Source organism: Candidatus Borrarchaeum sp., from assembly GCF_019058535.1.
GTDB lineage: Archaea > Asgardarchaeota > Sifarchaeia > Borrarchaeales > Borrarchaeaceae > Borrarchaeum > Borrarchaeum weybense.
In genome coordinates, this window is record NZ_JAHPYX010000194.1 from 14,565 (window position 1) to 30,071 (window position 15,507).

16 protein-coding genes are annotated in these 15,507 nt (G+C 35.5%); 8 read left to right on the top strand and 8 right to left on the bottom strand.

Annotation, left to right across the window (positions count from 1 at the left end; all coding sequences use genetic code 11):
• Window positions 1-169: 169 nt before the first annotated feature.
• From QVB70_RS12055 to QVB70_RS12070, 4 genes are all read right to left on the bottom strand, one after another.
• Window positions 170-1,444 carry an AAA family ATPase gene (locus tag QVB70_RS12055; RefSeq protein WP_287586558.1) on the bottom strand — a complete coding sequence of 425 codons (1,275 nt, stop codon included), beginning with the start codon at window positions 1,442-1,444 and terminating at the stop codon, window positions 170-172.
• Between the two features lie 60 nt (window positions 1,445-1,504).
• Window positions 1,505-2,662 carry a hypothetical protein gene (locus QVB70_RS12060; protein ID WP_287586560.1) on the bottom strand — a complete coding sequence of 386 codons (1,158 nt, stop codon included), beginning with the start codon at window positions 2,660-2,662 and terminating at the stop codon, window positions 1,505-1,507.
• A 632-nt stretch (window positions 2,663-3,294) separates the two neighbouring features.
• The gene (locus QVB70_RS12065; RefSeq protein ID WP_287586561.1) at window positions 3,295-3,705 is read right to left on the bottom strand and encodes a hypothetical protein; all 411 of its coding nucleotides are present in this window, start codon (window positions 3,703-3,705) and stop codon (window positions 3,295-3,297) included.
• Window positions 3,680-4,132 carry a hypothetical protein gene (locus tag QVB70_RS12070; RefSeq protein ID WP_287586563.1) on the bottom strand — a complete coding sequence of 151 codons (453 nt, stop codon included), beginning with the start codon at window positions 4,130-4,132 and terminating at the stop codon, window positions 3,680-3,682. Before QVB70_RS12070 ends, QVB70_RS12065 begins: the two co-directional genes overlap by 26 nt.
• 877 nt (window positions 4,133-5,009) lie before the next feature.
• Here QVB70_RS12070 and QVB70_RS12075 point away from each other — a divergent pair.
• From QVB70_RS12075 to QVB70_RS12090, 4 genes are all read left to right on the top strand, one after another.
• Entirely contained in the window at window positions 5,010-5,204 is a 195-nt protein-coding gene (locus QVB70_RS12075; protein ID WP_287586565.1) for a hypothetical protein, read from the top strand.
• A gap of 293 nt (window positions 5,205-5,497) precedes the next feature.
• The gene (locus QVB70_RS12080) at window positions 5,498-6,130 is read left to right on the top strand and encodes an isoprenylcysteine carboxylmethyltransferase family protein (protein WP_287586567.1); all 633 of its coding nucleotides are present in this window, start codon (window positions 5,498-5,500) and stop codon (window positions 6,128-6,130) included.
• 90 nt (window positions 6,131-6,220) lie between these two features.
• On the top strand, window positions 6,221-6,865 hold the full coding sequence (locus QVB70_RS12085) for a DUF6064 family protein (RefSeq protein WP_287586590.1): 645 nt from the start codon (window positions 6,221-6,223) through the stop codon (window positions 6,863-6,865).
• A gap of 100 nt (window positions 6,866-6,965) precedes the next feature.
• A complete protein-coding gene (locus tag QVB70_RS12090) occupies window positions 6,966-7,535 on the top strand; it encodes a phosphatidylethanolamine N-methyltransferase family protein (RefSeq protein WP_287586570.1) in 570 nt (189 codons plus the stop codon).
• Between the two features lie 167 nt (window positions 7,536-7,702).
• On the opposite strand, the gene QVB70_RS12095 is transcribed toward QVB70_RS12090, so the two are convergent.
• Genes QVB70_RS12095 through QVB70_RS12105 form a run of 3 tightly spaced genes read right to left on the bottom strand, consistent with a single transcriptional unit; the run spans window position 7,703 to window position 10,158 of the window.
• On the bottom strand, window positions 7,703-8,509 hold the full coding sequence (locus tag QVB70_RS12095) for a metal ABC transporter permease (protein WP_287586572.1): 807 nt from the start codon (window positions 8,507-8,509) through the stop codon (window positions 7,703-7,705).
• A 2-nt stretch (window positions 8,510-8,511) separates the two neighbouring features.
• The gene (locus QVB70_RS12100) at window positions 8,512-9,258 is read right to left on the bottom strand and encodes an ABC transporter ATP-binding protein (protein ID WP_287586573.1); all 747 of its coding nucleotides are present in this window, start codon (window positions 9,256-9,258) and stop codon (window positions 8,512-8,514) included.
• 39 nt (window positions 9,259-9,297) lie between these two features.
• The gene (locus QVB70_RS12105; RefSeq protein ID WP_287586576.1) at window positions 9,298-10,158 is read right to left on the bottom strand and encodes a metal ABC transporter solute-binding protein, Zn/Mn family; all 861 of its coding nucleotides are present in this window, start codon (window positions 10,156-10,158) and stop codon (window positions 9,298-9,300) included.
• Window positions 10,159-10,272: 114 nt separating this feature from the next.
• Here QVB70_RS12105 and QVB70_RS12110 point away from each other — a divergent pair, with 114 nt between their 5' ends.
• The 4 genes from QVB70_RS12110 to lysX all read left to right on the top strand — a co-directional run bounded on the left by QVB70_RS12110 (window position 10,273) and on the right by lysX (window position 14,652).
• Window positions 10,273-10,614: a helix-turn-helix domain-containing protein gene (locus QVB70_RS12110; RefSeq protein WP_287586578.1), complete on the top strand. Its 342-nt coding sequence runs from the start codon at window positions 10,273-10,275 to the stop codon at window positions 10,612-10,614.
• Between the two features lie 26 nt (window positions 10,615-10,640).
• A complete protein-coding gene (locus tag QVB70_RS12115) occupies window positions 10,641-11,897 on the top strand; it encodes a hydroxyacid-oxoacid transhydrogenase (protein ID WP_287586580.1) in 1,257 nt (418 codons plus the stop codon).
• Between the two features lie 190 nt (window positions 11,898-12,087).
• On the top strand, window positions 12,088-13,350 hold the full coding sequence (locus QVB70_RS12120; protein WP_287586582.1) for a hydroxyacid-oxoacid transhydrogenase: 1,263 nt from the start codon (window positions 12,088-12,090) through the stop codon (window positions 13,348-13,350).
• A 447-nt stretch (window positions 13,351-13,797) separates the two neighbouring features.
• Window positions 13,798-14,652 carry a lysine biosynthesis protein LysX gene (lysX, locus tag QVB70_RS12125; protein ID WP_287586584.1) on the top strand — a complete coding sequence of 285 codons (855 nt, stop codon included), beginning with the start codon at window positions 13,798-13,800 and terminating at the stop codon, window positions 14,650-14,652.
• Window positions 14,653-14,808: 156 nt separating this feature from the next.
• Here the strand turns inward: lysX and QVB70_RS12130 are convergent.
• A partial coding sequence (locus tag QVB70_RS12130) for a phosphoenolpyruvate carboxykinase (ATP) (protein ID WP_287586587.1) occupies window positions 14,809-15,507 on the bottom strand: 699 nt, incomplete at its 5' end.

Below are 15,507 nucleotides of genomic sequence, written 5' to 3' on the forward strand. Positions count from 1 at the left end.
AATATAAAATGGGCTAACTGGTAGGACAGTGTTAACCATAGATTGTTTCTAATCGATACATTTTTATTGGGGAAACTGGGTTAGCCATTGGGGTTGGCTAACTCACCCAGTTGGCCCTCTTTATCATTCAAACCTACGATTTTTCAATTTGACTTTCCAATGATACAAATTAACGCTTTACTATCACCTCTGAAGATGTCGGTGGTTTTTGAGATAGAATTTTTAATTCGATAGCATTCATTATCGGCTTTTTTACTGTAAAATATCTGAAATTTCCTCTTTTCTTTTCCCGCAGCCCCTCTTGAACTTCTAAGATCTTACATTTTTCCAAGATGTTTGTATGATAAGAAATTGTGTGAGCTTGAATAGAAATCCTGGTGCTCTTTGAGAGTTTAGTATTTGTAATTCCTGGTTTTTCAGGATGTATTCGTGATTGAAAAAGAATTTCTTTCAAAATACTTGCCTTACTATCAGTTAGACTCAAATTCAATTCTTTTCTTTTCTTTTCTCCACCTTCCACTTCAAAATAGCCTATACCTTGCCCCATTTCTATATCTTTAGCAATTGGGTATTGTAATTCTTCAGCTATGAGATCAACACTTTCTGGGGTAATTTCTTTCGCATTAGAGATTCCTCGTAAACATGAATCTGCCAAATCTAGAGCGAGACCTGGCAACCCCATTGAATACTCTGCAATCTTATTAATTGCCGCATCAGTAAAAGGAGTCAAATCCGAGGTGTTATTTCTTTTATCATCATTTTCCTTGTAATACAATATTCTTGTCTTCAATATTTTTACAATGGTATCGAATTCAATAGACTTTATCTTGTAAACATCATCAAAAATATCAATAAGTTCTGAAGGCACTGAAGGAGTTGTAATACCAATAATGGTTTGGTTTTTGGATCGCATATATCGTAAGAGTTCGTCTATGAAGTTTTCTTTTTGTAAACCTGTTTCAATATCATCAATTAAGAGAATATCAGTTTCAGTTTCAGTTAAATTTCTATTCTCTAGTTCAGCTATTAACCCAATTGAATGTGGACTACCTATAACAACTTCTTCTGGGTTTTGATTTGTTTCAGAAGCTTCCGTCAAACCCTTTAATTGAATATAGTGACATTTAATCCTTATTTCTTCTGCAAGTTTGACCAATTCCTCAACAAAAAATTTTGCTAAGGTTGATTTTCCAACATCGGGCGGTCCTATTATCAGTCCATTCTTGCCAGCGGAATGACAGGCTGTGATCCATGATGCTAGACTTTGGCTATGTTCGTAAAATAATTGCGGAGGGACAAATAAGTAACTATTTCTTTCAATCAAATCTTCCTTAAAAGGTCGTTCACGAAAACCAAATAATTGATACAGGGAGAGAGCTTTTGTTCCAAGAGTTAATCCTTTCTTTATTGAAGCGAGGAACTTTTTTTGATCAATAATTGCCATTTATAAACCTCTTCTTTTCTCTCCCAAAATTTCATAACAATGGAACATCATATTTCTTTATTAAGATGAATTGATCATTGCTGATGACATTAAGGCTAACTCAACAGCGTTGCTTATTGTAGAGTGAATCGTGTATATTTGATTACGTCCTACTTTGGTTTGTTTTACAATTCCTCCTTCAATCAATTTTTTGAGATGATATGAAGTTGTTCCTTGACTCGATAGACTAATTCGCTCAACTAATTCAGCACTACTCGTTCCTTCTAATTCAATTAAATTCTCTTTTTTACGAGCACCCCGTAACTCTTTCAATTGTTGTTGTTCAACTGGGCTAAGTGAAATTGCTAGTTCTCTTAATATCTCGCCACGTGATCCTTTCCAATACTCATGATCTCCTTCTGCAATTCTTTTTGCGATTTCATAATTGAGTTCTTTTGCCCTTCCATCAACATAATCTGTTGTGATGGTTTCAATTTCAAAATCAAGACAACTCTCTGCTAGTTCTAGTGCCAAGCCCGGTAATCCCATTGCATAATAAGCTATTTTTGCTAAAGCATCGTTAGAAAATGCCTGTGGGCTAGTTCCTTCTTTAAAATGGTCAATTCTTCTTTGAAGAAGATCTATAGTCGTATCCTGATCAAAAGTCCTTAATTTGTAAGAGTCAAGAATATGTTGATCCAGCATGGCAGGTTCATTTTTCCAAAGCCATAAGTATGTAGATGGCGAAATGGCAAGTATTATTGTGTATTCTGCCTCAATATTCTGAGAAATCTCATCTATAATCATTGAGATGTCATTAAATAGTATATCTGAATCATCCAAAAAAATCAGTTGTGTGTCAATTAGATCCTCACGTCTTAATTGGAGGATAAAGCCATTTATTGTTTTAGGAACAGAAATGCATTTTGTAGGGATATATTCTCTATTTAATACGTTCGCTACTTTTCTAATGAGCGTAGTTTTTCCAATATACATGGGACCTATCATAAGCGCTGCTTTTTTATTTACTTCTTTGGAGAGTTTGCTAATTGCCCCAAGCCATACAGAAAAATCTTGAGTCTGAAAATCAACATAGAACTCATCAAATGAGTAAACGAGATCTTTTTGAAACGGTTGATCTGAAAAGCCCCACCTTACATAAGACGAAAGTGCTTTTCGACCTAAAGCTTGCCCCTTTTTGAACCCTTCCAATATAGTTTTATTGTTAATAGGGGGCAATTTTTTATACCTTCAAGATAATTAAATAGGATTTCAGATAAGCTGTTGTTCTAATTATACAATTATTCTGTTCCTATTCATAAATATTTCGAATGCTTCGAATACTTCGAAGATAAAAAATAGTTCGAACAGTTTGAGATCTATTTTGAGCGCGCAAACAAGAAAAACTTAATTGACTTCAATGTCTTGAGTTACCAGTAAATTACTATTGTTTATGCAAACCCACTTAATTACAAAGTAAAGTTTTCTTAAATCAGTTATATTACTATTTCTAGGGTATAAGAGACAAAAATAGCCATTTATTTAATGTATATCAGTTAAAAACTTAATATAATGAAAATGATGTCACTAAGAATACTTTTATTTGTATAAAAAGATAGTTTAAAATACAAATGTTTTATTATTGAAAACTTTATTTCGAAAAAGAATCCGATTAAAAAATTAAAATTTTAAAAAAATTCATATTTTACCTTTATTTTGAAAAACAATATATTTATATCTGCGCGCACTCATCGCGTATTTCGGTTTACGAGAAATAACCCGACAAAAAAGATATTATACAAAAAAATCTAATAACGAAATCTAAAATCACTAAAAAATGGTTTTTCATATAGGTCTAAGAATAATCAGAGCTATGCTTCTTGTATATTTAATTCAATTTTTTTCAATTCTGGGACTTCTGAAAGTTCCTGTTTAACTACTTCTAGATCTGGTAATAAGTGATTTGTTGCATAACCTTCCCATAAACAATCATCTTCGTAATTACAGATCCCAGTAGAAAACACAATTCGATCAAAACGTTCTTTTAAGATTTCTAGAAGTTTTGTAACGTTAGAGGATCGAATAGGTGGAAAGAACTCAATCTGGATTTTTAGGATCCAATCAGTCCCATTCCTCAAAGAAAAAAAGTGTATTGTTTTTGACTGATTTGAATAAACCATAGCTACTTTTTGTGAATTATTTTTCCTAAAATCTTCTAAAAATGAAACTGGGAGCAAAATATCATTATTTGTGAGATCAACAATTGCTAGACGCGTTAACATACTCTTTCTCCTCGGTTCTTTGTTCTTCTTGCAGTTCGAGTTGACTAACAATGATTTTGTAGAGACATTCTGGACACGAATTAATCTTGATTGAATTTCCATTATAAAGTTCTTTTACTTGTGTTAGTGCATTTAAATAGTCTTCAGTGGATATGTGATTATTTCTAACTTTGATGCGTCTTTTACTTGTTCCACATCTAATAAAGCCATTTTCGTCTGAGTAAACTATGTTTAAACAAAGTGAGTTATCTGGAACCTTATCAGTAAACATACAGGTTGGTATGAAACCGAGATCCACAAATTGGACATCTTTAACTTCTTCTCCATTGATACAGAGCGTTTCTTGGTCACTTTCATGCTTAAGACACGGACATGGCATATAGCATTGCGGTTTACATAAGTCCCCTTTATTTGGTTCCTCTCTCATACAAAAAAGGCTCCTCACTGGCGATAATGTCTACATACAGATAATAAGAATTCGATCTACTACTGTATCTATCTTTGATGTTGTATATCATATTTTTATAGATTCTGAGGTTTTTATCCGCAATCTAAGAATTTATTAGTACGTGTTATTGCTATCAAGCAGATAGTAATGTTTCGTCCTTTTGGACAACGAATAACGTCGTTTATTGGACGACTTCATCGTAATGGACTTCTCTTTTGTATTTTCTTAGTGTTCTCACTATTTTTTTGACTACTTTGCAACCTCTAAGAATATCATTGGCAGATAGTTCTAATAATTTAAGATAGCAATTAAATCGCGCTTTTTATGAAGAATTCAGTTTCATCTTACCCTCTGCCTCTCTATATTACACCTTTTGCTGTATTTATCTATGAGGTGCTTTGAAAGTGAATGTTAATTCGAAAAAAGATCGTGTAGAATCTATTTGTTACTTTCTTTTGAGAAGGGCAAGACGAAATAAGTTCGACTCTCCTCATTTTAGATCGAAACTTGTAAAACTCGCTCAAGAACTTCTTTCTGGAACTCTACCATCGTTTCCTTAGTTTCTGTTAACAGATGTAAGTAGCACCTTTAGGAGTTTGAGTTTACGTGAAAACGGATGAAAATAGAAAAAGAACAAATAAAAAAGAAAATAAAAATAGATATCCTTTCCAACAAGAAGATTTTTTTCCAGTTCCATTTTAATGTAATTGACAGAACGCGTTGTCAATAAGGACATTGTAGCTAACTAAGACTTGAAGCTGTGATATAGTTCAAATCTGTAACTGTAACTAAGATAAGTTTTTAAAACGGATCCTTTACGAGTTCTCACAAAATTATTTTTCAGAGGTTAAACTAAATGAAACGTGATTGTAACATATCCAAGAATATTGAACATTGTGGATGTACTTATCCTTGCTCGAAAAAAGGTCTTTGTTGTGAATGCATAAGTTATCACAAAGCCCGTGGAGAATTGCCAGGTTGTTTATTTCCCCCAGAAGTCGAAAAAACATATGACAGGACAATCGAAAGATTCATCAGTTGCTATAAATAATCCCTTTAAGAAAAAATTGGGAAATAAAATAAGCGTTTAGTCTCTTTTTCTTATTTTTATTGAAGTATAATAAGAAATCATTTGATATAGTGTAATAAAGATCATTAGGCGGATGGAGTCTTCTTGCGAGGCTAAGATATATTTTAAGCATACCAAAAATTTATATACACGTCATTTTAAATTTTAGGTAAACCTAATTCTTCTTAGTTGGAAAAAAGAAGAGACTACGATTAAATCAGCTTTTAGGAGCACTACAGTGTTATTTTGAAGAATTTTTACAAAAGGACGCGGCAATGAAGATGAATTTAAGTTATATTCAAATATTTCTTCTGGGGTACTTAGTCTTATATCTAGTTTTATTTTTAATATCTTTAATCATACCAAAACGTGCTGGGAAAGATTCAAAAGGCGTAGCTGGTGGATATCCTAGCGGAAAAAGGATATTTGCGAGTTTAAGTAGTTTGCTGTTTATAGGTATAATAATTCTTTATGTGATCAATGAGGATAGTGCCAATTGGTTTTTGAAAATTCCTTTAATATTCAATGAATTTTTTCAAATTATGGGGATGGCTATAATTGGCTTTGGATTTGTGCTCGAAACAGTTGGCATCCTGACTTTAGGTGTTAATTTTAGGATGATGCTTCCCAAAGAGAGAACTAATTTAGTTACTCATGGAATATATGCCCATATTCGGCATCCAATAGGTTTATCAGTGATCTTGTTCGTAATTGGACTTTTTTTCATTGTACCGAATCTATTGTCATTGGTTAACTTGGTGTGCAATGTCCTTGTATACAATTCAAAGGCTAATTTTGAGGAGCACTATTTATTAAAAGTGCATAAAGAAAAATATGAAAACTATAAACAGAGAGTAGGAAAATTCTTTCCGAAGCTCACAAGACAAACGTCAACGACCTCACCCTAAAGAGTAGGAGTAAAGTTTTCAAAATGTTAAATATGAGGATCCTAAACTTTAGGCAACCTAAATTTCCCAGTTCAATAGGAGGATTAGTAAATAGCTGAATTCCCTTCTGTTAGTCCTGAAGCATTTTTTGAAGGGTTTAAAACGTATCATGAGGCCACTTGGCCGATGGTAATCATCATTTATTTGATAGGAGTAGCCGTAGTGATCCTAGCTATAAAGAAAACCAGTTATTCTGATAAAACCATTTCTGGTATGCTAGCTTTTCTTTGGTTGTGGGCAGGAATCGTCTTTTTCATAATATTCTTTAGCCCAATTTTTCCTTTATATTCTCTATTTGGCGCACTATTCATCCTGCAAGGCTTGATATTCTTGGTTTTCGGTATATATAAACCATCCTTATCTTTCAAAATCGAGGGAAACAAATATTCCCTTGTCGGGACGATTTTCATAATATACGCATTAGTCATTTATCCACTTATAGGATATTTTACTGGGCATAGCTATCCTTCTGGACCAATTTTCGGTGCTCCTTGTCCGATTTGTATTTTCACCTTCGGACTGCTGTTAGGGACAAATAAAAGGATCTCTCTATTTGTTTTAGTGATTCCCCTTATTTGGTCACTGACGGGGATTTATGCTGTGACGACTTTCCACGTCTGGGCAGACATTGGTGAAGTAGTAGTTGGTGTAGCTGGAACGTTAATGATTTTATATCGTAATCGAACTGAGCGTTAGAAAACTCCACATTCCAAAATTTTTTATAACAGAATTGGTTAACTCCTCATTGATGTCCATTGGTTTGAGAATTCCCCTAAATATAAATTGAGGAGATTCTATGATAGAATTGAATCTAAAATTAGGTCTTTACAACTTGTGGATCTTCCTTGTTGTGGGATACGGTCTAATATGGGCTTTAATGATACTTACTGATCGAAAGCGAGGAAGCCCTATTGAAGATCCTGACTTTTATGAATCCCCTAGTGGCAAGAAATGCGGATTAATTAGTAGGATATTTCTCTTAGTAATTTTAATTATCAGTATTTTAACGCCAATTAACATTGGACCACTATTTTGGCTTGGATTACCGGTTTATATCATAGGAATTGTCTTGAATGTAATTGCTATGTACTCATTTGCGCAATTCACTAAAGGGGTAAATACCACGGGAATTTATCGATATTCGAGGAATCCAATGTATTTAGGCGCATCATTGTTTTATTTAGCACTTTGTTTGATGGGTTGGACGCTATCAGTATCAGGTATTTTGCTTCTTGTTATACTAATTTGGTGGATAATACTTAGTCACAAAGCTGTTCTACTTGAAGAATCATTCCTGGAGAAGAAATACGGGGAATCTTTCTTGCGATATAAACAACGTGTTCCTCGATATTTCCTCTTTATATAGTCAAATAGAAAACAAAGTACAAAATCGTTTATATGATTAATTTTATTTTATAGAACTTCTTTTATGACTTGGCAAGGTTAATTCATGGAGGAGAGTAAATTATACCTCTTCCTTGAAGAGGTAAGGTGAGATACCTCACTTGGAGAAATTGCTTCATCAGGCGTCTCTTAACTTTGCACAGAATGTTTTAAAAACGAAGATATAAGAAAAGATGCACCTAAAACTAAAACAATGACTGCTCCTGAAGCTAAATCGAGTACGTAAGAGAGCCATAAACCAGTTACAGTTAGAACAAGTCCAATAATGATTGAAAGGAGCATTAAGTTTTTAACGTTATAGACAAATTGTCTACTTATCGCTGCTGGAATTGTTAACAAAGCGATAACCAATATCACTCCGACGACTCTTATTAGGACAACAACACTCAGTCCGACCAAACACATGAGCAGCAAATATGATAATTTCGTTGGAACACCAATAACCGTTGAATATTCTTCGTCGAATGATATTGCTGAAAATTCCTTGTAGAGTACTAGTGTGGTCAGAATAATTATTATATCTAAAATTAGCATCATAATCAAGTCAGAAGAAGGAACTGTAAGGATACTTCCAAACAGATAGCTAAACAGATCTGGTGCATAGCCTGGACTTAACTGAATAAATAGGATACCTAATGCCATACCTACTGTCCATATTATTCCAATAGCGGTATCTTCACTCACTTTTACTTTTTTACTAATAGTTCCAATACTAAGTGCAGCTAATATGCTAAAAGGGATAGCAGCCAGAACTGGATTTATTCCAAGCAGAAAGCCTAACCCAATTCCCCCAAATGCGGCATGAGAAATGCCACCACTAATAAAGACAATTCTTTTTATAACTACATAGGTGCCGATGATTCCACAAACTATGCTTACCAAAACGGCTGCCATCAGCGCATTTCTCATAAATGTGTACTGAAGAATTTCTATCATTCTTAGTGCCTCTTTAATACTCTATGGGGAATTCCATGCGCTATTAGTTCTACCGGGCATTTATATAGGTCTTCAAGTTTTTTCAATGCCGTTTCTTTTGAACCATGATACACCAACTTGCGATTTAAGCACGCAATTTCATCGACATACACAGAAACAACGCCAATATCATGAGTTACTAAAACTATTGTCATCTCTTTTTTGAGTTCTACGAGTAACTCATAAAATGACTGTTGCATCTCTGGATCGATGTTTGTCATTGGTTCATCAAGCACAAGCAATTTACGTTCTCTTGCAAGTGCTCTGGCCAAAAGAACCCTCTGTAACTGCCCTCCCGATAATTTTCCGATCTGTCTATCCCTGAATTCGAGCATTTCGACAATTTTCAGGGCGTTAATGACAGCTTCTTTATCTTCTTTCGAATATCTTTTGAAAATTCCATTATATCGCCCCATAAGAACTACGTTGAACACGTTTATGGGAAATTTCAAATCAAAGGATGTGTATTGCGGCAGATATCCAATTAATTTTCGCCCTTCTTCTGGGGTTTTTCCAAAAACTGCAACTTCGCCTCTATTTGGTTTAATCAAGCCAAGGATTACTTTTAATAGTGTAGTTTTTCCACCCCCATTGGGGCCTATTATAGCAAGAAAATCGTTTTGCTTTATAGAAAAAGTGATGTCCTCAAGAACGGAAACATCATTGAAATAAACTGATACATTCTTGAGGCTAACAATTTCTGCATTCATTTTTCATCCATCCATCCATCGTATGTATCTGTATACGTATCATTCAAACTCCAAAGCAAGCGCGTCAGCTACATTACTCATGTTATCAATATAGTTTTCAGCGAGAGGATCAATGTATAGAATTTTCCCACCAATTTCGTTGGCAATTGTTTTTGCATGTATCGTTGAAAATTGTGGTGCCACATAGACGTATGATAAATTGTAGGTGTTCGCAGCATCTATACTTTCTTGAATGACTTGTGGAGTCGGTTCTTTACCTCCGTGCTCTATTGCAATTTGTGTCAGACCATATTCCTCAGCAAAATATCCAAATGATGGATGATATATTAGAAAAACCCTGTTTGTAAAGTCGACAAAGAGCTCTCGAATGTAATTGTCAAGTTCGTCAAGCTGTTGTAGATAAATATCTTTGTTTGCTTTGTATTCATCTTTATGATCTGGGTCTACCTGTGTAAGACCGTTGTAAAAGTTTTCTACCATTTTCTTTGCATTAATTGGAGAATTCCAAATATGTGGATCAGTCCCTATTAGTTCTATGCCCTCTGAACTGTCAATAACATATATGTTCGGATTTGCAGCGATAATCTTATCCCACCAAGCAGTCTCAAATTCTACCCCAGATCCCACCTTAAAGTATATCTGTGCCTTACTAACCGCTTCTAGTTGACTCGGTGTAGGTTCATAAGTATGTGGACTTGCTCCAGAAGGAACCATTACTGTTACTGTTACTCTATCACCCGCCACACTCTCAACAAATTCGGTCTGCGGAACAATGGTGACAACAACGCCTATTTTTCCTTCGCTAGTTTCCGTTATTTGTGGACTGATATAACTATATGCACCAACCAAACAGATTACAACGATGACAGCCGCAATTAACCCTTGTATTCTTTTATTCATTCCGTTCCCTACCATTTGAAAAACATTTTATAGTTAATTTACTTATTATACTTAGTATATAGAATTAGTAGTTCCCAAAATGTAACCTAATATAGCTAATCGGAGTTAGTCTCATTGACAGAATTGAGTTGCGAGTGTGGAATGGAGGATTGTTTTCCTGGTTGTGGGTGTGAACTCTTGTCCCTTCTTGGAAAAAGATGGAGCATATTCCTTATAATGCACCTTATGAAGTCTGAAATAATGCGATTCAATGAGTTTTTAGACGTACTGAATAGTTTAAGTCCTAAAACTCTATCCAAACGATTGAAGCAATTTGAAAAAATGGAGTTAATCGTTAGAGACGTCATCCCGACCACACCCGTAAGGGTAGAGTATTCTCTCACTCAAAAAGGAAGAGATCTTGGAAACATATTGCAACAATTGAAATCATTAGTTCACTCTTGGAGAGCGAAGTAAACTGCCGTTTTAGAGGAGGCGTAAGTATGTCACTATCAGAATTACCTACTGATACCGTTTGGGATTTACAGATGTCTCGAATAAAGTTTGGATATGGAGTTGCGTCTGAAATTGGATACGATCTAAAACGTTTAGAAATAAGGAATTGCCTTATCATTACAGACCCTGTATTGGCTCAAATTGGTACAGTGGATAAAATTAAGCACGTTATTGAAGAACAAGATATAGATGTAATGATCTGGAATAAGGTAGAGCCAGAACCTTCCCTGAATTCTATGCAAGACTGTATTGGCAGCTTGAAAGATAATAATTTTGATGGTTTTGTAGCGGTAGGTGGTGGTTCGAGCATCGATTCCGCCAAAGTAATTGACTTGGTGCTCACGCACGGTGGTAAAATTCTTGATTACATGGCACCTCCATTTGGAGAAGGAAAAAAAATTCCAGGTCCTTCTAAACCATTGATTGCTGTACCTACTACAGCAGGCACTGGTAGTGAAACTACTCCTGTGTCAGTTATCTCATTTCCGGAAAAACAAGTGAAAGGAGCTTTGTTCTGCGGAATACCAACGCTTGGTATTTTGGATCCTCTATTGACGGTGACAATGCCCCCTTCTGTTACAGCAAGCACAGGTATGGACGCTCTAGTTCACGCAATCGAAGCATATTGGGTGCGACCGTATACTTCTCGACCGAAACCCAAGACGCCTCTTGAGAGGCCGGTGTATACAGGAGCTACAGAACTGACGGATCTGTTTGCTGAACGTCCCATCGAATTAATTGGGAAACATCTACGTAGAGCTGTTTTTAATGGTAATGATCTAGAAGCTAGAAGTAGTATGTTATTAGCCTCTTTCCTCGCTGGTGTCGCTTTTAGTAATGCAGGTGTTTCCGTAGTTCATGCAATGGCTCTTATAGTTGGTGGACAATTTCATACTCCGCATGGTGTAACAAATGCAGTTTTACTTCCTGCATCTGTTGAATTCAATATACCCGGTGCACTAGAACGTTTTAAACGTATAGCCCATTTACTAGGTGAAAATATTGAAAATCTTTCGGCTATGGATGCTGCACAAAAGAGCGTAAATGCAATTATCCAATTGTCAAAAGATATTGGCATTCCATACGGCCTCGAAGCGATTGGTGTAAAAGAAGAAGACATTCCACGTTTAGCCGCAGATACATTCAAAGTACAACGGCTTTTGGGTGCAAATCCAGTTCCGATAATCGAGGATGATCTGAAAAAGTTATTTCGAAAAGCCATGCGAAATTGGACACTTAAGTAGATTTTTTCTACTTTCTTGTTCCAAATAACTATATGATTACTTGAAAAATTGATTTAAATAGCAGCTTATTAATTACGGGTGAAGTTAGTCGTTTCGGGCTAATGCTCTTATATTTTTACGTCACTTTTATTAAGGTCTTTTACATATAGCAAGCATTTAATCCGAAATAAATTCTTAAAGGAGGCATAAAATGCCGATAGATAGCTTACCAATAGATACTGCCTGGCAATTTGCTATGTCTAATATCAAATTTGGACTAGATGTTGCATCGGAAATTGGTTGGGATCTAAAAAAATTAGGAATAGAGAATTGTCTTATCGTGACTGATTCTGTAATGGTTAAAATTGGTCTTGTTGACAAAATTATGCAACCTATTAAAGAGCAAAATATCACTTTTATGGTCTGGGACAAAGTGGAACCAGAACCTTCGTTAAAATCTATGCAAGACTGTATTGACAACTTTAAAGATAGTAATTTTGATGGATTTGTAGCTTTGGGTGGTGGAAGTGCTATAGATTCAGCTAAAGTAATTGCTTTAGTGCTCACACACGGTGGCAAAATTCTCGACTACATGCCAGCACCTTTTGGCGAAGGAAAAAAAATTCCAGGACCATTTAAACCACTGATAGCTGTTCCTACTACTGCAGGAACCGGTAGTGAGACCTCTCCTTCTTCAGTTATAACTTTCCCAGAAAAATTAGTAAAGGGGGCACTATTCTGTGGCAGACCCACACTTGGGATTTTAGATCCTCTGTTGACCATTACGATGCCCCCCTCCATTACAGCAGCAACAGGCATGGATGCCCTTGTTCACGCCATTGAAGCATATTTCGTTAGACCATATACGACACGACCCAAGCCAGCAACTCCACCAGAAAGACCTGTTTTTACGGGCTCAACTGAACTAACGGATATATTTGCCGAAAAGTCTATCGAACTAATTGGAAAGTACTTACGTCTAGCTGTTAATAATGGTAACAACCTAGAGGCAAGGAGTGGCATGTTATTAGCGTCGTTCCTAGCTGGTGCAGCGTTCACAAACGCGGGAGTTTGTACTGTTCATGCCATGGCTTATCCCGTGGGGGGTCAATGGCATACACCACACGGCATTACTAACGCTGTAATACTTCCTGCAGTTGTGGAATTCAATATACCAGGTGCACCAGAGCGTTTTGCACGTATAGCCCAGTTACTAGGTGAAAATGTGAAAGATCTTTCGCTTATGGATGCTGCACAAAAAAGCGTAAACGCAATTATTCAATTATCAAAGGATATTGGAATTCCATATGGCCTTGAAGCGCCACCATTTAACGTAAAGGAAGAATATATTGCTCGTTTAGCCGCAGATACGTTCAAAATACAACGATTACTCTATTTAAATCCGGTTCCTATTAAAGAAGACGATCTAAATAAAATGTTTCGAAGAGCAATGAAAAATTGGACTCCAACTTAACTTTTTCTTCACTTTTTGATATGACTCAATCCAAATCTTGATTTTTTTCATTTTTTTGCTGTATTGAACTTCACACTAAATATACAAAAACAAAAATCTTAAAAACCATAAGAGCAATGTGCAACAAAATAAAAAGTCGGATCTAGAGGTGGATTATATGGATTATGATGAAGTTTTTATGGGAAACTCTGTTTTTGAAAACGAATATCTTGTTTTAGATGTGGGGATCCGACGACGACGACGACGATGAAAAAAATTTGCATTGGAAAATCGTCGTTAATAGGCTAAAGTTGAAAACTTGGTTTCAACTCGTGTAAGCCAAGACTTGTTTTAGATAAATCTTATAGAGTCAAATCATGTGGGCTCTGTAGTTGTTCTAAAATTCGTTCTTTCACCTATTAACGACCCTCTTGGAAGTTTTTTGATTTAATACCTCTAAAGGGGGTTTTGAAACTGAAAATTGGATTAATATATGATAGAATTAGCTGGAATGAAAAGCAACTTGTAAAGGCTGCAGCGAAGAAAAAAATAGATTTGAACTTGATTGATGCCAAAAGGCTCTCTCTAACGGCAACCGATTGTAATTCGGATTTACAGGAATATGATGTTTTACTCCAAAGAAGCGTAAGTTATTTTAGAGGGTTATATCTATCAGCAATCCTTGAAAACAAAGGATTACATGTCATCAATTCCTTTGAAACAGCACAAACCTGTGGTAATAAACTCTTGACAACTTTAGCGTTAACAAAAGCAAATATCCCAACTCCAAAAACTTTGGTGTCATTCGCAGAAGATTCTGCTCTTGAATCCTTGAATGATGTAGGTTATCCTGCTGTTATTAAGCCTTTAGTAGGCTCTTGGGGGCGTCTTGTTTCTTTGATTAACGATGAAATCGTAGCAACATCAGTTATAGAGCATAAAGAAATGTTAGGACCACTTCATAAAATTCATTATATTCAGGAAAAGGTTCCCTCAAAAAGAGATATCAGGGCTTTTGTTATCGGAGATGATGTGGTTGCTGCTATGTATAGAAAAGCAAATGGTGGCGACTGGCGGACAAATATTGCGAGAGGTGGCACAGCAAAGATTTGCGAAATTACTCCAGAGATTAAAGAATTGAGTTTAAAGGCTGCGAAAGTTGTTGGAGGCGGAATTCTTGGCGTTGATCTATTGGAAGATAAAGAAGGATTAGTTGTCAATGAGATCAACCATACAGTAGAATTTAAAGGATTGATGGAAACAACTTTCGTTGAAATTCCAGAACTAATACTAGATTATGTCATTGAACATTTAAAAGACTGAGTTAATCCTAAATTGGAACTATCCTATAAGATACCAATTTAAGGGAATTAATCGGTATACTGCGGTATACTTATGGATACAATATTGAAAAGCAGCACAAGTATCAAATATTAGAAAAAAATGGACGCCTGAATAAGGGCGAAAAATATTTTCCTTCTATATAAATGCGTTTTTAATTTGTTCGTAAAGCTCTGGAAATTTCTCTATATATTTCTTCCTTTCTCGTTTTAAATTTTGAACTAAAGTGAGAATCTGCTCTTTGGCGTAAAATCGTTCTAAATTAAATTTCCGAATATCAATGTCTGGTACATTTTTGGGTACTTGAACTCCGAAATATGGTTCATCTTCCCATTCAATGGAATTTCTTGCAATTCCTCGAATTATTGCTGCCATTTCTGAAATTTCGACGCGCAATACTTTTTGTTTTATTATCTTCTTCCCGTTTGCATCTTTTTCCATTATTTCACCTACGCCACCTGTGTTGGCTAAGTAACAATGGATTTTACCTGGGTATTTTTTGAGGATATCATAGAATCGATTGCCTTCTTCGGCCTTGTTGCCGATTATGAAAGGGTTTGTCCCTACTTCTCTAATAGATTCACCAGCCCTTTCTGGATTACTTCCAGAAGTTTCTATTGATTCACCAAGCATGAAAACGGCAGCAGTTTGTTCTACATTTAATTTTGAGACGATTGGAACTACTGTATTTCGTCTAGTGATCATCAGTATGATCACACCATCAACGTTCGAAAGCGGTGGTAAGTTGATTTCTGAACTAATATAATCTTTATCTAAATCCTCCCTTAAGATTACTGCGCGTCCATTCCCTGTGATAGTGTTGTCTAAGAAATCAAC